This window comes from Bacillus subtilis subsp. subtilis str. 168, assembly GCF_000009045.1.
Taxonomy (GTDB): domain Bacteria; phylum Bacillota; class Bacilli; order Bacillales; family Bacillaceae; genus Bacillus; species Bacillus subtilis.
The window spans coordinates 1,764,485-1,788,413 of record NC_000964.3 but is presented as its reverse complement, the minus strand read 5'-3'; the positions used below and the strand labels follow the sequence as shown (position 1 = coordinate 1,788,413).

Below are 23,929 nucleotides of genomic sequence, written 5' to 3'. Positions count from 1 at the left end.
TAATATTCAAACTTTTATTTTTATGTTGTCTGTTTCATGCGACGGCTGATACATCGATTGCATCCGTTCATGAAGCAATACTGCCGTTTCTGTCATTAATTTTTTCCCGATTTCATCCACATGGCGGTTTCGCCAATTTTCTAATTGCGACCCTTTAACCCATTGATTAAAGGCTCCCAGCGCGGGACCGCAGTGAATTTGATAATCGACCTTCGAATGTTCGCTTCCGCTGATTGCCAATTTTGAACTGTATCTGAAGTACCATCGGAAAATCAAAGCCATTTTATGCTTCGGGTTTTGTTCAGCCTTCTCAATGTCTGCCGCGGGATAATGCAATGCAATATCTTTATATATGTCTTCTATACTGCGTTTAAAGTATTTCTCCTCAAGCTGGGCCAGCATCTTTGCATCCAGCTCACGTATAGACCCATACCGCTGATACAGTTCATATAACTTGTTTGCCCGTGCGGGAAAGAACACGCCTTTCTTTAGCACCTGCACTTTACTGCCCGATTCAAACATATCACCTGCAGGCGCATAGGCTGTATCTTGTACATTCATCTGCTGAAGCAAATCCTTTACTTTATCACTTGTTGCCGCCTCAACCGTACATTGATTGATTGAGCCTGTTAGAATAAAATCAGCCCCTAGCATAAAAGCCGCCATCGCTGCCTCAGGTGTTCCAATTCCTCCAGCTGCACCAACTCTTATTTTTTTCCGGTATTGATATTTTTTCATCATTTCATCTCTTAAAGATGTCATCGCCGGCATCAGGCTGTATGCCACACCGCCATCTGTATGACCGCCTGAATCAGCTTCTACACAAATATCGTCAGCCATCGGAATGCACCGCAACAACTCAGCTTCGTTCATAGTGATTTTATTTTCTCCTAAAAGCTTTTGCAGCATATTCTCAGGCGCAGGACTCAGAAATGATTCTGCAACTTCCGGCCGTGATATTTTTGCTATGAGACGATTTGAGCATATAACGTCACCATTTTGATTTCGTTTCACTCCTTTTGCGCGATACCTTACTAATACAGGAGTGACACTTAAAAATGCTGAAGCCTCCACAATGCTCACTTGATTCCTCAATAAAAGATCGATCATTTTTTCTTCTGATTCAGTATGTTTCATATTGTGGACCAGATTGATGCCGTAGGCTTGTCCTTTTCCTAATTCACCTTGTATAGCATGGATCGCATCTTCAACCTCTTTCAGGCTCAGACCTCCTGTGCCAAAGAACCCCATCATTCCCGCTCTTGACAGCTTTACTACCATTTCTTTCGAAGCAATGCCGCGGTACATTCCTCCTGCAAGATAAGCATATGTAAGATGATAATCTTGTTTAAATTCAGCACTTCCTAAAGATTCTGCCGTAATCCCGGCTTGAACATTGCGTTGCTCCTTTAGATGCGCACTGATCGCGGGGTTCTTTTTCGGTATATATGTCAATGGTTCAGCTTCATTTTTAATCCGATGAATGAGACCGGTTAAAACAGTTCCAGGCCCAATCTCTGCAAACTCCATTTCTCCTCTTCCCATCAGAAAACGAATGCTGTCCGTCCATTTCACTGTGTTGTCCATTTGTTCAGATAATGTATCTTTTAATCTGTCTTGATGGTATGGCTCTGCGTAGACATTGGAGATAACCGGGATCGCCAAAGGTGCAAACTGGAATGAGTCAATATATTGCTTAAATACCTGTTTGGCTTCATTCATATATCTGGAATGAAAAGCTCCGCTCACATTTAATGGATGAAACAGCTTTACATCCTTGGTGTTTTCAAAAACAGCCCGAGCTTTTTCAATCTCTTTTTTCGGGCCAGAAATCACAATTTGCTGGGGCGTATTTTCATTTGCCACATCAATGTCATAAAGACGGTGCTCTTCTAAAACGGCTGTAACTTGTTCCTTACTCAGGCCGATCACAGCAGCCATTCCGCCCCCTGTAATTCGTCCCATCAATTCTCCTCTTTTTTTGACGAGCCTTAATCCGGTTTCAAAATCAAATGCACCGGCTGCCATCAGCGCATTGTATTCTCCTAAGCTGTGTCCTGCCGCAAAATCAGGTTTTCTGCCGGTCTCCTCCACTCTCTTCAAGTAACTGAGTGCATTAACAACATACAAAGCCGGCTGCGTGTATTCAGTATGATTTACATCCAGATATGATTTTTCGGTACATAGCTTCTCTATTGAATAGCCCAATATTTGATCTGCTTGATCTGTCAAATGCTGATACTGTTCAAATAGCCCTTGTCCCATCCCCTTTTGCTGGGAGCCTTGCCCTGGAAAGACATATGTAATCATCTTGTAAACTTCCTTTCTGGTGTACGGAAATACTCAACCGTATTCAGATTTTTCAGCTCCTGATGAAATGGTGTTATGATTGAGCAGCAACGGTCAGCTGAATCACCCGGAATCAGCTGTTTCACAAAAGCAGCTAAGGTGCCGGATGGCCCTAAATCGATAAACTTGCATGTATGCTGGCTTTCCAAATATCGAATCGCTTCACGAAACATCATTGGCTTTCTGACCGCATTCCAAAAGAAATTCTCGTCCATTACGTGAAGGCAGCTTCCCGTTAAGCTCGATACAATCGGTATTGACGGTTTTTGAAAAGATTTTGATCTTAAAAATTCTGCATAGGCACTCTCTGCCGGATCAATAAGCGAAGAATGAAAGGCATAGGACACAGGAAGCAGCTGGCAAAGAATCTGCTTCTCCTTTAAATCCTCCATAATCTTCCTTATATGATCTTCTTCACCAGAAATGACGAAGTGCGAATCATAATTGATAGAAATGAGTTCACTATTTCCAAACAGTTGCGGATGATCATTCAGCAATTGCGGTTTGTCAAGAATGGCCAGCATTTTTCCTTTATCGCAGGAATTCTGGATGATAATAGCCTGTTCAAGTATGCAATCCAGCATATCCTCTGCGTCTGACACACCAGAAACTGCCGCTGCTGCGAATTCTCCCAGACTTGATCCCAATACGTAATCAGGATAAATTCCCCTGTCTTCCAAAACCTTATATAAGGAATACTCAATCATAAAAATGGCGGGGTGGGAAAAAAGAATACTGTCAAACGGATCTGACACACGTTTACCTGGATGGTAGATTTCTTCAACAATGGATGTGCCGATTCGCCGTGCTGCAATGGCATCCATTTCAAGCATTGATTGGCGAAACACGGTATTTTCCTTAAATAGTTCTTTCCCCATGTGATAGTATTGGGAACCTTGCCCGGAAAACATAAAAACAAGCGGTTCATTCATGTGTATAACCTTCTTTTTTTATATTTATGACGGCTATTGGATTTCTCATTTCCATGCATGTTGTTAAAGCACATAGCAGCGATTGAAATGAAATTAATAAATGGAAAAGACATATGTGAAAAAGTAAAGGAGATTCAACTTGGAAGGATTGCTATTGGTGCTCTGGATGTGGTTCATTTATGACGTGATCGTAGATGTATGTTGATATCTCAAAATTGATGTAACATGATAACAGGATCAGCAAAGAACATCGACTCTATGATTGGTGGGTGCGGTTTAAAAATGGACCATCTAGATGTGGGAGCGATGGTTTGACAGACCGGCTGACATAGTTCAAATGTCTAACTTAATTTATCAGCCTCTTTATGTAACAGTATATAAAGTTATTCAATTAGAAACAGTGTCAATCGAACGATTGAATCTTTAAAACTTTATACCTTAAATGAAAGGAAATCTGTGTTTAGACCTGATTGATGAGATACATGGCCATAGGGGCAAATGCTTTAGCGGGGCATTGCTTCCGCATCTTTCTTTATGCGATGAATTAACCCAGTTAAAACATTTCCAGGCCCTACCTCCTCAAACTCCATATGGCCTTTTTTCATTAAGTAGCTTATGCTGTCAGTCCATTTCACTGAATGATTAATTTGATCAGCCAGCGTCTGTTTCATGAATTCGTATGTATACGGTTTGGCATACACATTAGAAATAACCGGGATAGACGGAGGCGAAAAATAAAAGGCATGAAGGAACTCCTCGAATTCTTCTTTTGCTTTATTCATGTATCTGGAATGAAACGCGCCGCTTACGTTTAAGGGGAGTACCATTGTAACTTCAGTCATCGTTTCAAAAAGAGATGCGGCTTTTTCAATCTCATCTTTTTTTCCTGAAATTACAATTTGATATGGGGCATTCACATTAGCGATATCAACATCATGTAAATGATATTCTTTCAGAGCCTTTGCAACCTGCTCTTCATTTAGTCCCATAACAGCTGCCATACCGCCGTTGCTTATCAGACTCATCAGCTCGCCTCTTTTTCTGACAAGCTGTAAACCTGTCTCAAAATCAAAGGCTTCAGCTGCAAATAACGCATTGTATTCACCCAAGCTGTGCCCGGCGACAAAGTCAGGTTTAACTTCTTCATCCCTGATTTTTTTCAGATAGCTTAGTGCGTTTACCACATATAATGCCGGCTGAGTAAATTGCGTTTTGTTTAAATTGGAATAAGGATTTTCCAGGCAAAGACGTTTGATAGAATATCCTAAGATCTCATCTGCCTGATCCGTCAGTTCTTTAAATTCATCGAATAGGCCGCTGCCCATTCCCTGTTTTTGTGAACCCTGACCTGGAAAAACATATGTGATCATTCTCTCAAAGCCACCCTTCCGATTAGTAGATGTGTTTCACTTCTGTATGATTTTATAATAGTGATGACCGGATAAATAGTAGCATGTTCATGTTGATGGTAACCTCTGTAAATATTATCCGTCAAGTTAATTTTTCCTACAGTTTGCTCCATTGTTTTTCTGCTTTTTTCCATTGAGGAATAAAGGATCAGGAGATATAACAGAACATAAGAAAAAAGACCCGGATTACATATAGGGCGCCATATCATGATAATGCGCTTCATTTTCTTTCAAATGAGTTTTCAAAATAAATAACACCTTCTATGTAATCATTTTCGAAAATAAAAATCATTTAGATATTCGAAGAAAAATAGGATAATAGATTCAGAAGGATTATTTAAAATCAAAAATACCTTTTTGGTTTTTACGAGTGCGAAATTTCACAAAATATTCTTTCTTATCAATTTGAAAGTAAATATTATGCTGATAAAGATCCTTTATCGAATGGCCGGGCGATTTGCCAAATGAGTGACCAGGATACACCCGTACATGGGGTGAAACCTCCGACTTTATTCTTTGAATGCTATCAAACATCTCTTCCGCAGAGCTGCCATCATCCTCACATATGCCGCACCCTTCTGTAAACACCGTATCTCCGGTAAAAATACTCTCAGAAAACAAATAACACATTCCGCCGGCTGTATGCCCCGGTGTGAGAAGGCACTGTGCTCTTGTGTTTCCTATGCTGATCGTCTGATGATCATCTAGGCTAATTAAATTTCTGCATCGGAATTGATAATAATCAATTTCTTTTTTCGACATATAAACTTGAGCGTTAAACATCTTCGTCAGCGGGTCTACCAGATTTACATGATCATAATGAGAGTGTGTCAATGCGACTGCCTTTAATTCCGCTTCGAGTTCGGAAAGTGTAGTGGTTATCTTACTCAATTCCCATGAGGGATCAACAACAATTGCAGATCTGCTTACAATATCTTCAATGATATAGCAATAATTCGTCCAGCCCTGATACCTTGTTTTAATTGGATGCACCTTGTAAGTAAGATTCATTTATACCATCCCTATCATGTAAAGTTCTTAAACGATGGACCAGTGTTCACCCCTCAGTCCGTCTTTCATTCCACTTTACCAAACAGCATGATTGTTTTCCATTTTTTTCAGAGATCCTTGTTCTTTGAAAATAAAAAAGCGACTCTTTTGGACGCATGCCCAACAAGAATCGCTTTTCACACTAGTGCCTTAAGGATGTCGTTTTTGTGTCTCACGTGTATCTTCCACGCAAATTGACTCTACATGCTGCATAATGACCCGCTTGATTCGGTCTTTATTCACGCGCACAGGGTCAAGCATGGCATGTAAAGCCAAGCCGTCAACAAGCGCGTAAAGTCTCTCAGCTTCAATGTCTTTATCAGCATTCTGCTTCAGTAAATCGGATTCATCTAAATAGGCAATCAGATTCCGCATGCCGCTGAAAATCCCGTCATGACTCGCATCAAACATATCCTTTTTATGTCTGGCGTAAGCAGTAAAAGCAAACCAAACCTCCATCTCTCTAATCGTTTCTTCATTCGTTGGGACCATTTCAAGCAAAATTTGCAACACTTTTTCCTTAGGGAGCAAATCCCTCACTGCAATGTCCTTAATTCGGTCCGTTACCTTTTCTTGGACAAGTTTCATTGCAAAAGCAAGCAATTCATCCTGTGTAGAGAAATAATGGCGCAGCGCACCTAATGACAATCCTGCTTCCTTTGCAATATTTCTGGCTGATGCTCCCTCCATCCCTCGTTCTAAAATGACGCGCCACGTTGCTTCTGCAATTTGTTTTCTTCTTTTCTCATGGTCAATTTGTTTTGGCATAGCTTTATTGTAACAAGAAAAAAATGAGAGGGCAATTTTTATAATACAGTTGTGTTACAAAAACAAAGATGGTAACATATTATTTAAATAATACAACTGTATTGAAAAGAGGGGAATGGATTGAACGGTATCGCATGGATGATTGTTTTCTGTGAAATTGCGTTTTGGGTTGTCATTGTTTTGGGGCTTGCTGTACGCTACGTATTCAAACGACATACATTAGGACTGCTATTCCTTGCCTTAACTCCAGTTATCGATTTGATCTTGTTAGCGGCAACTGGTGTGGACCTTTACCGCGGAGCCTCAGCGACCGCAGCCCATGGGATTGCAGCTGTTTACATCGGTATATCGATCGCTTATGGGAAACAAATGATTCAATGGGCAGATGAAAAGTTTCAATATTATGTGACAAAAAAAGGAACAAAACCGCTGAAACGTTTTGGAATGGACCATGCCAAGCACGGTGCGAAAGGCTGGCTAAGACATGTGCTGGCCTACTTAATTGGTGCGGGACTATTGGCAGGGATGATCTATTTTATCAATGACTCTTCCCGAACCGAGGCGTTGAGCGGCATTCTTAAACTGTGGACTGTCATTATAGGCATTGACTTTCTCATTACAGCCAGCTATTTTATTTGGCCAAAAAAAGAGAAAGCTTCGGCGAATCTCAGGAGTTAACATGATGAAAAAGGCCCTTCCCCAGTGGAAAGGGCCTTTTTTGGTTTTGTTAAAATATGCTATACTATTTTCGTCAGAAAACAGACTTATAGATATTTTGGGCTGATTCAAGGGTGCTGTTTGTATGAGTAAGCAGGTGAAGGGAGTGTCATACATGAACCAAAAAGAACAGAACGAGCACTCTAAAGATTTTAACCTGAGATCAAAATTAATCGGAATTGTATCTATTACTTTTATCGCGGCCATCGCGCTTGCAGTCATCTTCGGCGGCTTTTTCTTCGGGATGAAAGGCTTATTCTCCATACTTGGCATCACATACGCTTCCAATCAAACATTAGCTTTATTTATTTTAGCCTGCTTTGCTGTAGGTTTAATCATAGACCCACTCACAAAGATTATCTCTATCATTTTGGCAAAATCACTTTCATTGAAAAAGACTGCACTTTTTGCTTTTATACTGTATTTTATCAGCAATCTTATAACGATCTGTTTTGCAGATTACTTTATGCAGTCTATTTATATTCCAGATGTCTTGCTTGTTGTGATATCAGCTTTCATGGCTATCATTGAACTTGCTTTTGATAACCAGCCTAATAGAGAAGCAGCTTAAAGCCGATGGCAGATATGGAAAATTCATAACACCCTATATTTGGACATCACCAGTTATATAAACGAAAAAATCTCCCTGTTCACACGAACAGGGAGCAAAACACAATGTTGTAATTTAAATTCTGCATTCTAAAATGATTCTCACATTTGGATCATCAAGTTCATCCAAAAAGATAATGATCTTCGGACCACATGCCATATGTTTCCACCCCCTCACCCAAAATATACATTAATCCCAATTGCCTGTAAATGGAAATTTTGTTATACGGAGGAACCATGAAGTATAATGCGTTAACACTGCTCACACGTTTACAACCGTTTCTTATAATCTGACACTCGAAGGAGTACAAAAAAAGCATTGATCCATTCAGAGAATGGATCAATGCCTACCACCCCCGCTACATCACGCGTTTGAACATCTTTTCCATCTCATATGTCGAGTGGTGAATGATGATCGGGCGGCCGTGCGGGCATGTAAATGGGTCTGATGTGCTTCGGAGGTCGTCCAGAAGCGCTTTGATTTCGTCGTTTCTGAGGTGGCGATTTGCTTTGATGGAGCCTTTGCAGCTCATCATAATCGCCGCTTCCTCGCGAAGTTTTTTAATATCTATATTTTTGGAGTCGAGCACCTGCTGAATGATTTCTTCTATAAGCTCTGCTTCTTCTCCCTTTGGAAACCAGGCTGGGTGGCAGCGGACGATGTAACTGTTAGAGCCGAATGACTCTAAAAAGACACCGACGCTTTCGAGCTCTTGTTTGTGCTGTTCAATAATCAAAGCCTCATTTGTGGAGTAGTGGAACGTCAGCGGTACAATCATCTCCTGCACCTCAGGCTCAACCTCCCCCACCTTTTCACGGAAGTACTCATATTTAATACGTTCTTGGGCGGCGTGCTGGTCGATAATATATAGGCCGTTTTCGTTTTGTGCCAATATATAAGTCCCGTGCATCTGGCCAATCGGGTACATAATTGGAACCCGATCAGACGCTGGCTGCGGCTGTTCCTCATGGCATTCCTGCTCAAATGTTTCAGGCTGTTCTGCTGAAACATCGGACACCTCAAGGGTTTGTTCCTGATCAACGATAGGAGGAGCATCAAATTGGAGAGGGGGCAATTTTTCCTCCGCATCAACCGGCTCTTTTACGACTGAGCTGAGCTTCATCGGTGAATAAGATGGCGCAGTCGATTTTTCCGGAACTTTTTTTTCCGGAGGCTTTTCATCAAAGGTTATAAACTGCTGCTCATTTTTGATGGCAGGTGCTGATTTTTTCGGGACCTGGGCACTAGGAATCAGCTGCTGCTGTTTAAACACATCTTTAATTCCGTCACGTATTAAGTCATGAAGCTCTGTTTCCTTGCTGAGCCGGACCTCAAGCTTCGATGGATGCACGTTGACATCGACTAAAATCGGGTCCATCGTAATTTCTATAAAAGTAATCGGATGGCGTCCGATCGGCAGAAGCGTATGATAGCCTTCATGAACCGCTTTGACGAGCGGGAAATTTTTAATGTAACGGCCATTGACCACAGACGACATATAGTTTCTCGACGCCCGTGTAATCTCTGGGAGGGCGATATATCCCTTTACTTCAAAATCCAAGGAGCTCACATGCAGCGGAAGCATTTTTTTGGCGACAGCCGTGCCGTAAATCGCTGCCAGTACATGGCGCACATCTCCGTTTCCGTTCGTTTGAAGCAGGTTTTTCCCATGATGGCGCAGGCGGATCGATACCTCTGGATGCGCCAGAGCAATACGGTTAACCACATCTGTAATGTTTCCAAGCTCTGTATGAACGGTTTTCATATATTTCAAACGGGCCGGTGTGTTAAAAAACAGGTTGGAAACGACAATTTCAGTTCCCTTCCTGCTTGAGGAACGCGATTCGGAAATGATGTTTCCTCCTTGGAGGACGAGCTTCGTCCCAGCTCCTTCACCAGTGCTTGTTGTAATCTCCAGATGAGAGACTGACGCGATACTCGGCAGGGCTTCTCCCCTGAAACCGAGCGTTCTCACCCTGAATAAATCATTTTCATCTTTTATTTTACTCGTTGCGTGGCGCCGGAAAGCTCGCTTGCAATCTTCATTCTCCATTCCTTCGCCGTTATCCAAGACCCGAATGGATGCAAGGCCTGCTTCCTCAATATCGATTTCAATGACTGTGCTGTCAGCGTCGATCGCATTTTCCACCAATTCTTTGACGACTGAGGCGGGCCGTTCCACAACCTCGCCCGCCGCTATTTTATTTGAAAGCTCATCTGACAGTTGGATGACTTTTGCCACATTCATCACCCCGTTTTAATGTAATTTCTTTTGCAGCTTGTACATTTCATTCATCGCTTCAAGCGGTGTCATATCCAGTATATTAAGTGATTTGAAAGCATCGATCACTTGCTTTTCTTTTTTTGAAAGCTTTGGTGTTTCAGCCGGCTTTTCCGCTTCGTCAAAAAAGGACAGCTGTGCCGGCTCTTCTTTCACCTGAGGTTTCTGCACCGGCACTTCCGGTTTGTTTCCTGAATGCTCAAGCTCTTTTAAAATATCTTGAGCGCGCGCAATCAGATCTCCCGGCAGTTCGGCAAGCTGAGCTACATGGATACCATAGCTTTTATCAGCCGCACCTTCTTTAATTTGATGAAGAAAGACAACCGTTCCGTTATATTCTTCAGCGCGAACATGAACGTTTTTCAGCTGGGGCAGCTTGTCCTCAAGAACGGTCAGCTCGTGATAGTGTGTGCTGAACAGCGTCTTGGCGCCGATATGATCGTGAACATATTCAATAATCGCCTGTGCCAGCGCCATGCCGTCATAAGTGGACGTTCCCCGCCCGATTTCATCAAACAGAATGAGGCTGTTTTTCGTCGCATTGACAATCGCATTTTTCGCTTCAAGCATTTCTACCATAAATGTACTTTGTCCGGAAATCAAATCATCTGCAGCGCCGATTCGCGTAAAAATTTGATCGAAAATCGGGAGCACCGCTTTTTTCGCGGGTACAAAGCAGCCGATTTGCGCCATAATGGAAATGAGCGCGATTTGTCTCATATACGTGCTTTTCCCTGACATGTTTGGACCTGTAATGAGAAGCATTTGTCTGTTATCGCCCATCATACAGTTGTTCGGGACATATTCCTGGCTGTCCATGACTTTTTCAACAACCGGGTGTCTGCCTTCAATCACTTCGACTTCATCTTTAGAGAACTCTGGTTTCGTGTAGTGGCGATTTTCACTGATTGTCGCAAAGCATTGCAGTGCGTCCAGCTCGCTCATCTGTTTTGCAAGCTGCTGCAGCCGCGGAATATACTGCTTCACTTTCTCGCGCAGCTCGGTAAACAGCTCGTACTCCAGCTCACAGATGTTATTTTCCGCCTCTAAAATGAGCGCTTCTTTTTCTTTTAATTCAGGTGTAATGTAGCGCTCTGCATTGGTTAACGTCTGCTTCCGCTCATAACGCCCTTCCTCAAGCAAATGCAAGTTTGCTTTTGTCACTTCAATGTAATAACCGAAAACTTTATTAAAGCCGACCTTTAAAGAGCGAATGCCTGTGTATTCCCGCTCCTGCTGTTCCAGGCGGGCAATCCAGTCTTTTCCGTTTCTGCTTGCATCACGATATTCATCAAGCTTTTGATTATAACCATCTTTAATCAGGTTCCCTTCTTTTACCGATAAAGGAGGGTTTTCGTACAGCGCTTCTTCCAGCAGTTCAAGTACATCCCCGCAAGGGTCAATGCGCTTTGCACGTTCCTTGGCCTTGTCATGAGCCAGTGAAGCAACCAGCTGTTTGATGCCAGGCACTTGCTTTAACGATTCCTTCAGCTGAATCAAATCCCGGGCATTGACATTTCCGAATGCAACGCGGCCGGCAAGGCGTTCTAAGTCATATACTTCTTTTAAACGTTCACGCAGATCTTCCCGTTCAAAGAAATGGGACATTAATGTTTCCACCATTTCTTGGCGCTCTTCGATTTGATTGACTCTGATAAGCGGCCGGTCAATCCACTGTTTAAGTAGCCGGCCTCCCATTGCCGTTTTTGTTTCATCCAGCAGCCACAAAAGGGAGCCTTTTTTATTTTTCGAACGAATCGTTTCGGTCAGCTCCAGATTACGCTTTGAGTACAAGTCAATTTTCATCGCTTCCTCAAGCTCATACACCTGCACGGGCTGAAGATGATCAAGGCTGCGCTTTTGGGTTCTTTTCAAATACGTATATAAGCGCAGAAATGTTTTTGTTATATCTTCATTATTTAAGTGCTCAATGATCGTTACGTGTTCGTCTGTTTCTCCGTCTTCAATTGAAATCGTTGCACCGCACCGCTCTCTCAGCTGTGCCACTGTATCGGCATCCAAGCTTCCTGAAACCACGATTTCCCGTGCGCCGACTGAATAAATTTCTGATATGACGTCTTCAAGCCGTTCAATCAAAACAGCCAAATTTTCTCCCGTTGTTAAATCAGACAGAGCAAGTCCGTATCCGTTCGAGCAGGCTGAAACAGATGCGATAAAATTATTTTCCGACTCATGGATGCCTTTGCCGTCCATTACAGTTCCGGGCGTAATCAGCTGAACTACTTCTCTTTTCACAACGCCCTTTGCGGCTTTCGGATCTTCCGTCTGTTCACAGATCGCCACTTTGTATCCTTTTTTAATAAGCTGTTCGATATACGCGGAAGCAGAATGATACGGCACACCGCACATCGGTATTTTTTCAGCCGCACCGCCGTCTCTGCTCGTTAACGTAATTTCCAGCTCTTGTGACGCTTTTTTGGCGTCCTCAAAAAACATTTCATAAAAATCACCCAGGCGAAAAAATAAAAAGGCATCCTGGTGCTCTGCCTTTATTTTTAAATATTGCTGTATCATAGGCGTATAACCGGCCATTGTTTAATCCCTCACTATGTATCAACGTTTCTATTTTCCAACCTTCATTATAACATAAACAAAAAGTGATAAAAGAATGATATATCAATATAAAAAAGAGACTTGGGGGTACTGTCTCCCCTAGTCCCTTTTTTATTCTTCAGGATCTCCCACTAAAAACTCCGGGTTGATGTCTTCAAGCTCTTCATCAAGCTCATCTTCCCAATCTTCCTCGTCATCCTCTTCCCAGTCAGGATTGACCTCAACAACTACCTTTGTTTCCCCTACCACTTCCGCCAAAAATTCTCTTTCTGCCTGCACAACGATTTTATTTCCATTCGGCGAAATGGTCACTTCAAGGCAGTTTGGCTGCTGAAGCACTTTGGCAATCACTTCATGCTCATCATCTAAGTAATTATTGTCTCTGTATCTGAGTTTAATGACATCTACATATTTTACCCGTTCTGTGACAACCTCTGTCTTTGTGTTGTCCGCGTAAGAGTACCATACGTTTATATCATAATACCCTTCAATTTCTACCGTTTTTCCAATTTTTTCAGCGTCATACTTGTGGTTAATAATCCAACCACCCAAAATGCTGCTCGGTTTTTTCTCAGGCGAGATGGTGTTGGTGCATTGGGTGAATTTTCGGCCTTTCGCTACTACTGCCTTCGTAATAATTTCCCTGTATTCAGACATTCCGGCATGCCTCCTTGTTCTTCTTCGTGTTATCTTATGCTGGGCATTTGTCTAGTGTGCATTTTTATAAATAAAATATAAAAATACAAAGTTTCTGTTCCATTGTATGCAGGGGTGCCTAGAAACTTTACTTATAAGTGCGATAAAGTTTATACGCGGCTGAGCACAGAAAAACCAATTGAACATTTGGTACATAGATTATTTAGTTCATTTTTAACCGCACAAATGATAAAAAAACACGGGCCTGTAAAGGCACCGTGTTTAGAGAGAACAGCTGTTATTTGAATGCTTCACCTTTGAACCGGTTTCCCCTTTCAGCAGGTCGCCTCCGGTTGATGTGATGATTTCATTTGTGACTTGGTTGGAAATGGTGTGTGCAACGAGCTGCAGTAGGTCATTTACTTCCATTTGCGAGTCTCTGAATTCCTGGATAACAGGAATCTCTTCAAGCTCTTCTTGCAGCGCGTCAATTTTTGCTTCTACTTGTTTGAGCGCTTCATGCTTTTCATAATGCTTCAGATTGACAGCCTGCTTTTGCAGGGCTTTAATCTGATTAACGATTGTGGACACTTTGTCATTCTCATTGATTTGCGCTTCAGCCCGTTTGAAAAAATCAACCTCTTCTGTTTCAGAAATCATTTTTGCAAGGTTTCGAGCCTGCTGCACAATGTCTTTTTTTGAGTAGAGCGTCATCTCATTTCACCTCGATTGCTTCTCCTACCATTTCTCCGTCAAGCGACCATGTTTTCGCTTGCTGGATTTTCACGCGGACGATTTTGCCGATGGCTTCCTTCGGCCCTTTGAAATTGACAAGCTTGCTTTTTTCAGTATAGCCAGCAAGAATATCAGGGTTATTTTTGCTTTCACCCTCAACTAATACTTCGACAACCTTGCCTTCGTATTCCTTCATTTTTTTAGCAGAAATTTCATTCACCAGTGCGTTTAGACGCTGCAGGCGTTCTTTTTTCACACGCATCGGTACATTATCTTTCATCTTAGCAGCCGGAGTGCCTTCACGCGGAGAGTAAATGAACGTATAGGCGCTGTCAAACTCCACTTCACGGTATAGAGAAAGCGTTTCTTCAAACTGTTCGTCCGTTTCATTTGGAAATCCGACGATAATGTCCGTTGTCAAAGAAGCGTTTGGCATTGCTTCTTTAATTTTTCGCACCAGCTCCATGTAACGCTCTCTGTCATATTTGCGGGCCATCAGCTTGAGAACTTCTGAGCTTCCTGATTGAACCGGAAGATGAATGTGATCAAGCAGATTTCCGCCTTTTGCCAGCACTTCAATGAGGCGGTCGTCAAAGTCGCGCGGATGACTCGTTGTAAAACGGATTCTCGGGATATCGATTTTTCTCAGTTCATCCATCAAATCACCAAGTCCGTACGTCATATCTTCAAAGTCTTTTCCATACGCGTTTACGTTTTGGCCTAACAGAGTAATTTCCTTATAGCCTTCACTTGCGAGCCTTCTCACTTCCTGAATGATATCCTCAGGGCGGCGGCTTCTTTCTTTTCCGCGTGTGTAAGGCACAATGCAATACGTACAGAATTTGTCACAGCCGTACATGATATTGACCCAGCCCTTAATTTTTCCATTTCGGACTTTTGGAAGGTTTTCAATAACGTCCCCTTCCTTAGACCAAACTTCTACAACCATTTCTTTTGAAAGGTATGCTTCTGACAAAAGCTCCGGCAGGCGATGAATGTTATGCGTTCCGAAAATCATATCGACAAACGGATGTTTTTTCAAAATACGGTTCACGACTGATTCCTCTTGGGACATACAGCCGCACACGCCTAAAATCAGATCGGGATTGTTTTTTTTCAGTGCTTTTAAGTGCCCGAGCTCACCAAACACCTTGTTTTCAGCATTTTCACGGATTGCACATGTATTTAACAAAATGACATTGGCATCGTCAACAGAGTTTGTCGCTTCGTAACCGAGCGCCATAAAGATCCCTGCCATAACCTCTGTATCGTGTTCATTCATTTGGCAGCCGTACGTACGGATATAGAACTTTCTTCCGTCTCCCAATCCTTTAAATTGTTCAGAAATTTTAAAGTCATTATGATAAGTAACGGCTTCCTTGCCTCGTTTTTTCGCGTCTTTTAAAGAAGGCGGAATGTAAACAGCTTCAAAGTACTTGCTGTAATCCTTCTCGGATTTTTTGTCCGATGGATGAACTTGTCCGCTCTCTAATTTTTGTTTTTCATTCATGTCATATTTTCTCCTTTCAAACCAAACTTCCACCCTTCAGTATAAAGGTTATTGAAGCTCTGCACAACTGGCAACCTATCATTGTACACTCATTGAGAATAATAATCAATAAGGAATCAAAAGAGGAAGAGTAAACTCTTCCTCTTGTTACAATAGCTGGAGCTCCTTTGCCGTCTTTTCGATGACATCAAGCGCCTGATCCAGTTCATCTTTGGTGTGCTCTGCTGTTATAATCGTGCGAATTCTGGCTTTTCCCTTTGCTACAGTCGGGAAAACGATACTTTGGGCAAAAACACCGCGAGAAAGGAGCTGATCTGAAAATTGCTTTGCCACACCTTCATCACCTATTAAAATAGGAAGAATCGGCGTTTCACTCTTCGTGAGAGTCAGACCCATTTTCACAAGCATTGCTTTAAAATAGGCAGTATTCTCCCACAAGCGCTCCATATGCTCCGGCTCTTCAAGCAAGACATCAATCGCTTCCATACAAGCTGCAGTGACTGCCGGCGGATGAGATGTGCTGAATAAAAATGGACGGCCTTTATGGCGCAAATAATCGATCAGCACCTTTGAACCTGCAGCGTAGCCGCCGAGCACTCCGATTGCCTTGCTTAATGTTCCGACCTGAATATGCACTCTGCCGTCAAGACCGAAGTGATTCACCGTTCCCCTGCCGTTTTCGCCAAGTACTCCGGATGCATGGGCGTCATCCACCATCACAAATGCGTCATATTTCTCAGCGAGCTCTACAATATCAGGCAGAGGAGCTATGTTGCCATCCATGGAAAATACGCCGTCTGTCACAATCAGACGCATCCGATAATTCATTGACTTTCTCAGCACCCGCTCTAAATCACTCATATTGACGTGCTGATACACCTTTTTATCCGCCTTTGTCAGTCGAATTCCGTCAATAATAGAGGCATGGTTCAATTCATCTGAGATGACAATGTCCTCTTTTGATAGAATACTTGAAAGTACGCCTTGGTTTGTTGTGAAGCCTGATTGGAATACAAGTGCCGCCTCCGTTTTTTTAAAGGCTGCCAGCTTTTTCTCAAGCTCTTGATGCATTGTAAATGTACCCGCAATCGTTCTCACTGATCCGGTGCCGGCTCCATACTGCTGAACGGCCTCCTGTGCGGCGTTGATGAGTCTAGGATGTGAAGTGAATCCGAGGTAATTATTAGAAGATAGCTGAATGACTTTTTGGTGATTCACTGTGACAGATGGGCCCTGCATAGATTCAAGCTGTTTTATGTCTTGCCATGTATGGTTTTCTTTCATACTATTAAGCTCTGCTTTTAAAAACTCAAATTCCTTCGTCATGTTTATCCCCCTTTATGGAATTAAAATTACTTTTCCGCACTGCCCGCTTCTCATCAGTTCGAAACCTTTTTCAAACTCCTCTAATGGAAACTGATGGGTAATAACAGGTGCAAGATCGATCATGTTTGAACTGATCAACTGAGACACCTGGCGCCATGTTGAAAACATTTTTCTTCCTGTGATTCCTTGGATGGTAAGCCCTTTAAATACCACTTTATTCGTCAAATCAATTGTCACCGGATGTTCCGGCAAGCTGAGAATATGAAATCTTCCGCCATTCGCAGCCATCGCAAGACCTTGGGCAATCGCTGAGGGATGGCCCGACATCTCACAAACAAGATCTGCTCCTTCTCCACTCGTTAAAGCGCTTACAATTTTGAGCGGGTCTTCTTTTTCAATAGAAACAGTACAAGTCGCTCCCATTTGTTTTGCAAGCCTCAGCCTGTATTCATTCTTATCAATCGCTATCACCTGAGAAGCTCCTGCTGCTTTTGCAACCGCAACAGCCATAAGACCAATCGGTCCGCATCCAATGACTGCAGTCGTTCCTCCTGCAGGCTGGCTCTCGAGTACGGTATGAACTGCATTTCCTAAAGGCTCTTGAATGGAAGCAATCGACGGGTCCATATCAGCGGGATTTCTCCAAATGTTATCAGCTGGAACTTTTACATACTCCGCAAAACAGCCTGCCGTGTCCACTCCGATTATAGCAGTATTGGTACACACATGAGATTTTCCTGTTAGGCAAGGGACACATTCACCACAGACAATGTGTGTTTCCGCAGACACATACTCTCCCACTTTTACACTGCTGACATTCTCTCCCACGCCCTCTACGATGCCGCTGAACTCATGGCCGAAAACATAGGGTGTTTTGATTCTCTGACGTGCCCATTGATCCCAATTATAAATGTGGACATCCGTGCCGCATATGGAAGCGGCTTTCACTTTTATGAGGACTTCATGTTTATCAATCTCAGGAATGGGAACTTCAGTCAGCACAGCACCGAACGCCCCGTCCTTTTTCATTAGAGCTTTCATCTTTCCACTCTGCATGTACAATCCTCCTTGAAAAATTCTTGTTATATTCGGATTGTACCATGATATGGAATAAGCGTAAACAGAACTGTCTTTTCCAGAAGGACAAAAGTATCTGTCTTGAAAAATGGGCGGAAATTTTTTTTGAAACGTTTTAGCTCATTTCTGATTTTGTATATTCGCTCATTTATGTGCTAAAAATACTATCGGGAGAAAATATCACAATAAATGAAAAACAACCTGTTTGCATTACGCAAACAGGTTGAGAATGCTTTATTTGTTTTTAGCGAGGCTCCACGATTAATTTAATCGCTGTTCTTTCTTCCCCATCGATTTGAATATCTGTAAAAGCCGGAATACAAATCAAATCAACGCCGCTTGGCGCCACAAATCCCCTGGCAATCGCCACAGCTTTTACAGCCTGGTTTAATGCACCCGCTCCGATCGCTTGAATCTCGGCGGCTCCTCGCTCTCTCAACACGCCTGCAAGCGCACCTGCCACTGAATTTGGACTCGATTTTGCTGAAACTTTTAAGATTTCCATTTCTGCTCCCCCTTAGTTTTACAATGGATAAGTGAGTGTTCATTAGAACAATCATTATTAGATGTTGCTATCCAAAAAGCCATCCCCACAATGCTTTTCAAAAATAGCGGGCTACCTTCCATTTTTACTATATTCACTAAGGAGTTGCTATATTCCTGCTTTTCTTTTTAATATTTTTATAAAATAACCATATGTTCAACTATTCAAAGAACATGTGATCATCGTTGATTAAAATACGCTCAATTTTCACGGCTTTTTTCGTTTGATCGTCAATGTCAATGACAACTCCGCTGAGCGTTGTTTTTCCTTCAGCGACAGTAAACCGGACTGGAAGGTTCGTTTTGAATCGCTTAATAATCGTCTCTCTGTCCATCCCCAGTATACCGTCATACGGGCCAGTCATTCCCACATCAGTAATATATGCCGTTCCCTTCGGCAAAATGCGGTTATCCGCTGTTTGCACGTGTGTATGAGTTCCTACTACAGCCGATGCCCGTCCATCCGTGTACCAGCCAAGTGCGAGCTTTTCACTTGTCGCTTCGGCATGAAAGTCAATAAAAATGTACGGTGTTCTTTTCGCAGCTTCTGCGATCAATTCATCCGCTTTTAAAAACGGGTCATCAAGCGGCGGCAAAAACGTACGTCCCTGCAAATTAATGACTGCTAGTTCTTTGCCGTTTGCTTTCACATATGTGATCCCTTTCCCCGGTGTTCCTTCAGGAAAGTTTGCCGGGCGAACCAAGTTCGGAACGTCATCTATAAAATCAAATATTTCTTTTTTGTCCCATGTGTGGTTCCCCATTGTGATTGCATCTGCGCCGGACTGGATTAAGCTGTGATAAATTTTTTCCGTCAGGCCTTTTCCATGTGCGGCGTTTTCACCATTAATAATGGTAAAGTGAGGCTTATATTTTGTTTTTAGCTTTGGTACATATTCTTTGACCATGTCACGGCCCGGTGAACCGACAACATCTCCGATAAATAAAATTCTCATTTTGTAAATCCTTTCTTCTTGAAAATTCCTTGCCGTCAAAAAAATAAAGTGATGCTTAGCGCATCACTTTATTTTGCATACTCTACGGCTCGAGTCTCTCTGATTACTGTCACCTTAATATGACCTGGATAATCGAGCTCGTCCTCAATTCGCTTGCGGATATCTCGCGCCAGTCGATGAGCCTCAAGATCATTAATTGAATCCGGCTTCACCATAATTCGCACTTCGCGTCCAGCCTGAATGGCAAATGATTTTTCAACACCTTCGTAGGACTCAGAAATTTCTTCAAGTTTTTCAAGTCTTCGAATATAATTCTCGAGCGTCTCACTTCTTGCGCCAGGTCTTGCAGCGGAAAGCGCATCTGCTGCAGCTACCAGTACAGCAATAATGGAAGTCGGCTCCTCGTCCCCGTGGTGTGATGCAATACTGTTAATCACGACTGGGTGCTCTTTATATTTGGTCGCAAGCTCTACCCCGATCTCAACGTGGCTTCCTTCTACTTCATGGTCAATTGCTTTCCCGATGTCGTGAAGAAGACCCGCACGTTTAGCAAGCTTTGCGTCTTCACCAAGCTCCGATGCCATTAGACCGGCCAAGAATGCGACTTCCATGGAATGCTTAAGCACATTTTGACCGTAGCTTGTACGGAACTTTAAGCGGCCGAGGATCTTGATGAGATCTGGGTGGAGGCCATGAACGCCAACCTCAAATGTCGTTTGCTCACCCATCTCACGAATATAGTCATCGACCTCGCGGCGAGATTTTTCAACCATTTCTTCAATCCGTGCCGGATGAATACGGCCATCCTGAACGAGTTTATCAAGAGCAATTCTGGCTGTCTCACGTCTGATCGGATCAAATCCGGAAAGAATGACAGCTTCAGGCGTATCATCAATAATCAGGTCAATTCCTGTCAGCGTTTCAAGCGTACGAATGTTACGCCCTTCCCGTCCGATGATACGTCCTTTCATCTCATCATTTGGAAGATTGACAACTGATACCGTTGTTTCGGCAACGTGGTCCGCTGCGCAGCGCTGTAAGGCGAGTGAAAGAATGTTTTTCGCTTTCTTATCCGCCTCTTCTTTCGCACGGTTTTCAGTTTCTTTTGTCATGATGGCGATGTCATGTGAAAGCTCGTTTTCAACCCGCTCAAGAATGATTTGTTTCGCTTCGTCACGAGTCAGACTCGAAATTCGTTCCAACTCAGACTGCTGCATACGAATCATCTCATCCACTTTGCTTTCCATCTCTTCAATATGTTGTTGTCGTTCATTCAGAGAATGATCTTTCTTCTCCAACATCGCTTCCCGTTTATCAATTCCCTCATGTTTGCGATCAAGGTTTTCCTCCTTTTGGAGTAAACGGTTTTCTTGTTTTTGAAGCTCATTTCGTCTTTCACGAACTTCCTGTTCAGCATCTATTCGAAGTTTGTGGATTTCATCCTTTGCTTCAAGCAGAGCTTCTTTTTTCAGTGCTTCAGCATCACGCTTCGCATCTTCAAGAATTTGCTCGGCTGCACCGCGTGCGCCCGCAATTTTCGCTTCGGCAATGGTTTTACGAACAAAGTAGCCAACAACTAAACCGAGTAGAATCAGCAAAATGGAGATGAGAACCATCATAATTGGGGTCATACTTTCACCTCCTCTTGCTATGAACTTGGTTGTTGCTTAAAAAGTGTCGGCATGTACATTGTCTAGTTTTCTCAACATACAGAACCTTCACAGGGAATGAGTGTGTTCATCGCCCTTGTCAAGTTTAAATGGTTTAACAATCATGTTAAAAAAACAAATGTTACAACTTCATTGTAAATGTGTCGGAAATACTTGTCAAGCTTGCCATCTTAACGTTTGCAGGCCAGTCTTCTTTTCACGTGCCGAATGCAATTCATCCAAAAGAAGATCGCCAATCATTCTTGATTTAGAAGCTGGTATATTTTATTGTTCACTTGGCCCAATTTAGCATTATTTTGAATGTTTGAGAACAAAATAACAATGGTTTGCCCAGATTTGCTAAAGCTGTTCAAGATATTGAAGCCCGGCATAACACCATGGTTTGAATAGCTTCCGGGAGCAACATAAAATCCCATGCCGTATGTGGAGCTGCTCCCTGGCGTAAACATCTTTTCATAGCTTTTTTGCGAATACAGTTTTCCGTCTATCAGCGCTTGGTCAAATTTGTACATATCTATAGCGCTCATATAAATATCACCCGCTCCATACAGCTGGGATAAATCAGGTATATACGGTGTAACTGTTTTGCTGCCCTCCATCTTATACCCGACGGCAGGATAAGGTTCTTTTTCATATGTTTTGTAAAAGCCTGCATGCGTCATTCCCGCAGGTTTAAAAATATGATTCTTTATGTACTGTTCATAGGGCTCACCGCTTACTTCAGCAATAATATAAGCAAGAACAGAATAGTTGGAATCCTTGTAGTCCCATACGCCCGGCTGACGTTTGATTCCCTGAAGTTCTATATCTTTTATTAAATCGTCCGGAGTAATGGCGCCGTTTCCTTCAATATGTCCGTTTATCCCCGATGTATGTGTAAGCAGATTCTTCAAAGTAATCGTTTGTCCGTTGGGAAAATGAGGTAAATACGTGCTTACCGGATCACTTGTCTGAAGTTTCCCCTTTTCCTCAAGCTGCAAAATAGCAGTTGCAATCAGCGCTTTTTGTGATGAACCGACATAAAAAGATGTCAATGGATTATTTTGAATGTAGTGTTTACGGTCAGCATAGCCAAAACCTTTATTTGTTACGATTTCTCCATTTCTGACAATCATGGCTGTTCCGCTGAAACCGATCTCTTTTAAATAATTGCTGATTTTTTGGTTTCGATCCACTGTTTTGATTTGTTCCTCTGATTTTTTGGCAGTTTTCTTTTTGACCTCTTTTTTCTGATCGGTATTTGAAACCGCTGCAGTTTCTTGAGATGGTTCGTTTTCTTCACTATTTCGATGAAGAGCATTCCAAATCGTAATGCAAACCATCACTGCTAAAAGACCAAACAACAGTTTTCCTCTTTTATTTAGTTTTCTCCGTCTGCGTTTCGCAGTTCTTCTGCGGGTTGGGCTTGTCATTCATTTTTTCCTCCCAAAATAAATTCCATTTTGCACACGTTTTGTTAGACGAATAAAGCCCTAAAAAAGTTGTCAAAAAAAGCAATATTTTTATCATTTTTTTGCAAAATACAAAAAAGCTGAGTTTTTCACTCAGCCTTTTGTATCATTTGAAACTTATTTTATTTTTATTCTTCAAATTCGAGTTCTTCTTGTGTCTCTTCAGCTTGCTGCTGCACTACTCCGTTATTATCCAAGCCGTAATGTTCGCGAATTTGCTCCTGGATCATCAGCATGATATCTTTATTTTCTTTCAGGAATTGTTTTGCATTTTCACGGCCTTGGCCAAGACGCTCTTCTTCATAAGAGTACCATGAACCGCTTTTTTGCACGATATCAAGTTCAGTTCCTAGATCAATGATTTCGCCTTCTTTTGAAATGCCTTCTCCGTACATAATGTCAACCTCGGCTGTACGGAACGGCGGAGCCACCTTGTTTTTCACGACTTTGATTTTCGTTTTGTTCCCCATTACGTCGTTGCCTTGTTTCAGCTGTTCAGCACGGCGCACTTCAAGACGCACGGAAGAATAGAATTTCAACGCACGGCCGCCAGGTGTTGTTTCCGGGTTCCCGAACATAACACCGACTTTTTCACGAATTTGGTTAATGAAAATCGCGATTGTCTTCGATTTGTTAATGGCCCCTGAAAGCTTACGAAGCGCTTGAGACATTAAGCGTGCTTGTAAACCGACATGCGAATCTCCCATGTCGCCTTCAATTTCCGCTTTCGGAACGAGAGCGGCTACAGAGTCGACAACGACAATGTCAACTGCCCCGCTTCGAACCAATGCTTCCGCAATTTCAAGCGCCTGCTCGCCTGTGTCAGGCTGAGACAGTAAAAGCTCTTCGATGTTAACACCGAGCTTTTGCGCGTATACCGGATCTAACGCATGCTCCGCATCGATAAACGCGGCTTGTCCGCCCTGCTGCTGAACTTCAGCAATCGCATGAAGCGCCACAGTTGTTTTACCTGAGCTTTCAGGACCGTATACTTCAATAATCCGTCCGCGAGGATATCCGCCAATTCCCAGTGCTGTATCAAGAGCGAGGGAGCCGCTTGGTACAGTAGAAATTCTTGTATCTGTCTTTTCTCCCAGTTTCATAATGGAACCTTTGCCGAACTGTTTTTCTATTTGTTTAAGAGCCATATCTAAGGCTGCCTGACGATCACTCATTCTATTTTTTCCTCCTTTATGTTACCACTACATATACTATACCCTGTTTGAAGGGATTTGCCAAGAAAAAAGCGAACGCATATTCGGATTTTTTCTTGGCGTGATTCCTATCAAAATATCATAATGTATCAGAGAAATCATGTTTTCTTAGGAGGATAAT

The 23,929-nt window shown here is 42.6% G+C and carries 20 protein-coding genes and 1 other RNA gene; 3 read left to right on the top strand and 18 right to left on the bottom strand.

Translation table 11 applies throughout. The features are described 5' to 3' along the window. Positions 1-6: 6 nt before the first annotated feature. The 6 genes from pksE to pksA form a co-directional block, all read right to left on the bottom strand. A complete protein-coding gene (gene pksE / locus BSU_17120; RefSeq protein ID NP_389593.3) occupies positions 7-2,310 on the bottom strand; it encodes an enzyme involved in bacillaene synthesis in 2,304 nt (767 codons plus the stop codon). Then, positions 2,307-3,281 (bottom strand): enzyme involved in bacillaene synthesis, encoded by a 975-nt coding sequence (gene pksD, locus BSU_17110; protein NP_389592.2) that lies wholly within the window; start codon positions 3,279-3,281, stop codon positions 2,307-2,309. Before pksD ends, pksE begins: the two co-directional genes overlap by 4 nt. A gap of 503 nt (positions 3,282-3,784) precedes the next feature. Then, on the bottom strand, positions 3,785-4,651 hold the full coding sequence (gene pksC / locus BSU_17100) for a malonyl-CoA-acyltransferase involved in bacillaene synthesis (protein NP_389591.1): 867 nt from the start codon (positions 4,649-4,651) through the stop codon (positions 3,785-3,787). After that, positions 4,648-4,914, bottom strand: a complete 267-nt coding sequence (locus tag BSU_17099; protein YP_009513956.1) for a hypothetical protein — start codon at positions 4,912-4,914, stop codon at positions 4,648-4,650. The genes pksC and BSU_17099 overlap by 4 nt, the downstream gene beginning before the upstream one ends. Positions 4,915-5,023: 109 nt before the next feature. Then, on the bottom strand, positions 5,024-5,701 hold the full coding sequence (pksB, locus tag BSU_17090; protein NP_389590.1) for a putative hydrolase involved in bacillaene synthesis: 678 nt from the start codon (positions 5,699-5,701) through the stop codon (positions 5,024-5,026). A 189-nt stretch (positions 5,702-5,890) separates the two neighbouring features. After that, positions 5,891-6,508, bottom strand: coding sequence for a transcriptional regulator of bacillaene synthesis operon (gene pksA, locus BSU_17080; RefSeq protein NP_389589.1), 618 nt, complete (start codon positions 6,506-6,508; stop codon positions 5,891-5,893). Between the two features lie 120 nt (positions 6,509-6,628). On the opposite strand from pksA, the gene ymcC reads away from it, so the two are divergent. The 3 genes from ymcC to surX all read left to right on the top strand — a co-directional run bounded on the left by ymcC (position 6,629) and on the right by surX (position 8,010). Next, complete coding sequence (gene ymcC / locus BSU_17070; protein ID NP_389588.1) at positions 6,629-7,186, top strand: putative integral inner membrane protein; 558 nt, start codon at positions 6,629-6,631, stop codon at positions 7,184-7,186. A gap of 154 nt (positions 7,187-7,340) precedes the next feature. Next, positions 7,341-7,796, top strand: a complete 456-nt coding sequence (gene ymzD, locus BSU_17060) for a putative integral inner membrane protein (protein YP_054578.1) — start codon at positions 7,341-7,343, stop codon at positions 7,794-7,796. Positions 7,797-7,859: 63 nt separating this feature from the next. Then, positions 7,860-8,010: small untranslated RNA of unknown function (gene surX, locus BSU_misc_RNA_89), an RNA gene on the top strand. Between the two features lie 183 nt (positions 8,011-8,193). Here the strand turns inward: surX and mutL are convergent. The 12 genes from mutL to recA all read right to left on the bottom strand — a co-directional run bounded on the left by mutL (position 8,194) and on the right by recA (position 23,769). Then, positions 8,194-10,077, bottom strand: a complete 1,884-nt coding sequence (gene mutL / locus BSU_17050) for a DNA mismatch repair endonuclease (protein NP_389587.1) — start codon at positions 10,075-10,077, stop codon at positions 8,194-8,196. 15 nt (positions 10,078-10,092) lie between these two features. Continuing rightward, positions 10,093-12,669 carry a DNA mismatch repair recognition factor gene (gene mutS, locus BSU_17040; RefSeq protein NP_389586.2) on the bottom strand — a complete coding sequence of 859 codons (2,577 nt, stop codon included), beginning with the start codon at positions 12,667-12,669 and terminating at the stop codon, positions 10,093-10,095. A 132-nt stretch (positions 12,670-12,801) separates the two neighbouring features. Continuing rightward, positions 12,802-13,347: a morphogenic spore protein gene (gene cotE, locus BSU_17030; RefSeq protein ID NP_389585.1), complete on the bottom strand. Its 546-nt coding sequence runs from the start codon at positions 13,345-13,347 to the stop codon at positions 12,802-12,804. Positions 13,348-13,608: 261 nt separating this feature from the next. Continuing rightward, positions 13,609-14,040, bottom strand: coding sequence for a master regulator for biofilm formation via regulation of RNase Y (RicAFT complex / FAD / two [4Fe-4S]2+) (ricA, locus tag BSU_17020; protein ID NP_389584.1), 432 nt, complete (start codon positions 14,038-14,040; stop codon positions 13,609-13,611). 1 nt (position 14,041) lies between these two features. After that, positions 14,042-15,571, bottom strand: coding sequence for an enzyme for ms(2)i(6)A formation for tRNA modification (miaB, locus tag BSU_17010; protein ID NP_389583.1), 1,530 nt, complete (start codon positions 15,569-15,571; stop codon positions 14,042-14,044). A 147-nt stretch (positions 15,572-15,718) separates the two neighbouring features. Further along, the gene (gene kbl / locus BSU_17000; protein ID NP_389582.1) at positions 15,719-16,897 is read right to left on the bottom strand and encodes a 2-amino-3-ketobutyrate CoA ligase (glycine acetyl transferase); all 1,179 of its coding nucleotides are present in this window, start codon (positions 16,895-16,897) and stop codon (positions 15,719-15,721) included. A gap of 12 nt (positions 16,898-16,909) precedes the next feature. Continuing rightward, on the bottom strand, positions 16,910-17,953 hold the full coding sequence (gene tdh, locus BSU_16990; RefSeq protein NP_389581.1) for a threonine 3-dehydrogenase: 1,044 nt from the start codon (positions 17,951-17,953) through the stop codon (positions 16,910-16,912). Between the two features lie 265 nt (positions 17,954-18,218). After that, positions 18,219-18,479, bottom strand: a complete 261-nt coding sequence (gene spoVS, locus BSU_16980; protein NP_389580.1) for a regulator required for dehydratation of the spore core and assembly of the coat (stage V sporulation) — start codon at positions 18,477-18,479, stop codon at positions 18,219-18,221. A 199-nt stretch (positions 18,480-18,678) separates the two neighbouring features. After that, complete coding sequence (gene pdeB / locus BSU_16970; protein ID NP_389579.2) at positions 18,679-19,473, bottom strand: 2'3' and 3'5' cyclic nucleotide monophosphates phosphodiesterase involved in biofilm formation; 795 nt, start codon at positions 19,471-19,473, stop codon at positions 18,679-18,681. A 68-nt stretch (positions 19,474-19,541) separates the two neighbouring features. After that, positions 19,542-21,104 (bottom strand): endoribonuclease Y, encoded by a 1,563-nt coding sequence (gene rny / locus BSU_16960; protein NP_389578.1) that lies wholly within the window; start codon positions 21,102-21,104, stop codon positions 19,542-19,544. A gap of 275 nt (positions 21,105-21,379) precedes the next feature. Continuing rightward, positions 21,380-22,555, bottom strand: coding sequence for a penicillin-binding endopeptidase X (lysozyme resistance) (gene pbpX / locus BSU_16950; protein ID NP_389577.1), 1,176 nt, complete (start codon positions 22,553-22,555; stop codon positions 21,380-21,382). 167 nt (positions 22,556-22,722) lie between these two features. Further along, positions 22,723-23,769 carry a multifunctional SOS repair factor gene (gene recA / locus BSU_16940; protein NP_389576.2) on the bottom strand — a complete coding sequence of 349 codons (1,047 nt, stop codon included), beginning with the start codon at positions 23,767-23,769 and terminating at the stop codon, positions 22,723-22,725. Positions 23,770-23,929: the final 160 nt, after the last annotated feature.

Bases quoted from the DNA above. Each gene is read 5' to 3' on its own strand.
- rny (NP_389578.1), bottom strand. From the start codon at position 21,104: ATGACCCCAATTATGATGGTTCTCATCTCCATTTTGCTGATTCTACTC.
- pksD (NP_389592.2), bottom strand. From the start codon at position 3,281: ATGAATGAACCGCTTGTTTTTATGTTTTCCGGGCAAGGTTCCCAATAC.
- miaB (NP_389583.1), bottom strand. From the start codon at position 15,571: ATGAATGAAAAACAAAAATTAGAGAGCGGACAAGTTCATCCATCGGAC.
- pksC (NP_389591.1), bottom strand. From the start codon at position 4,651: ATGATCACATATGTTTTTCCAGGTCAGGGTTCACAAAAACAGGGAATG.
- ricA (NP_389584.1), bottom strand. From the start codon at position 14,040: ATGACGCTCTACTCAAAAAAAGACATTGTGCAGCAGGCTCGAAACCTT.
- pksE (NP_389593.3), bottom strand. From the start codon at position 2,310: ATGATTACATATGTCTTTCCAGGGCAAGGCTCCCAGCAAAAGGGGATG.
- tdh (NP_389581.1), bottom strand. From the start codon at position 17,953: ATGCAGAGTGGAAAGATGAAAGCTCTAATGAAAAAGGACGGGGCGTTC.
- spoVS (NP_389580.1), bottom strand. From the start codon at position 18,479: ATGGAAATCTTAAAAGTTTCAGCAAAATCGAGTCCAAATTCAGTGGCA.
- pksA (NP_389589.1), bottom strand. From the start codon at position 6,508: ATGCCAAAACAAATTGACCATGAGAAAAGAAGAAAACAAATTGCAGAA.
- pbpX (NP_389577.1), bottom strand. From the start codon at position 22,555: ATGACAAGCCCAACCCGCAGAAGAACTGCGAAACGCAGACGGAGAAAA.
- pdeB (NP_389579.2), bottom strand. From the start codon at position 19,473: ATGAGAATTTTATTTATCGGAGATGTTGTCGGTTCACCGGGCCGTGAC.
- mutS (NP_389586.2), bottom strand. From the start codon at position 12,669: ATGGCCGGTTATACGCCTATGATACAGCAATATTTAAAAATAAAGGCA.
- recA (NP_389576.2), bottom strand. From the start codon at position 23,769: ATGAGTGATCGTCAGGCAGCCTTAGATATGGCTCTTAAACAAATAGAA.
- kbl (NP_389582.1), bottom strand. From the start codon at position 16,897: ATGACGAAGGAATTTGAGTTTTTAAAAGCAGAGCTTAATAGTATGAAA.
- ymzD (YP_054578.1), top strand. From the start codon at position 7,341: ATGAACCAAAAAGAACAGAACGAGCACTCTAAAGATTTTAACCTGAGA.
- BSU_17099 (YP_009513956.1), bottom strand. From the start codon at position 4,914: ATGAAGCGCATTATCATGATATGGCGCCCTATATGTAATCCGGGTCTT.
- cotE (NP_389585.1), bottom strand. From the start codon at position 13,347: ATGTCTGAATACAGGGAAATTATTACGAAGGCAGTAGTAGCGAAAGGC.
- pksB (NP_389590.1), bottom strand. From the start codon at position 5,701: ATGAATCTTACTTACAAGGTGCATCCAATTAAAACAAGGTATCAGGGC.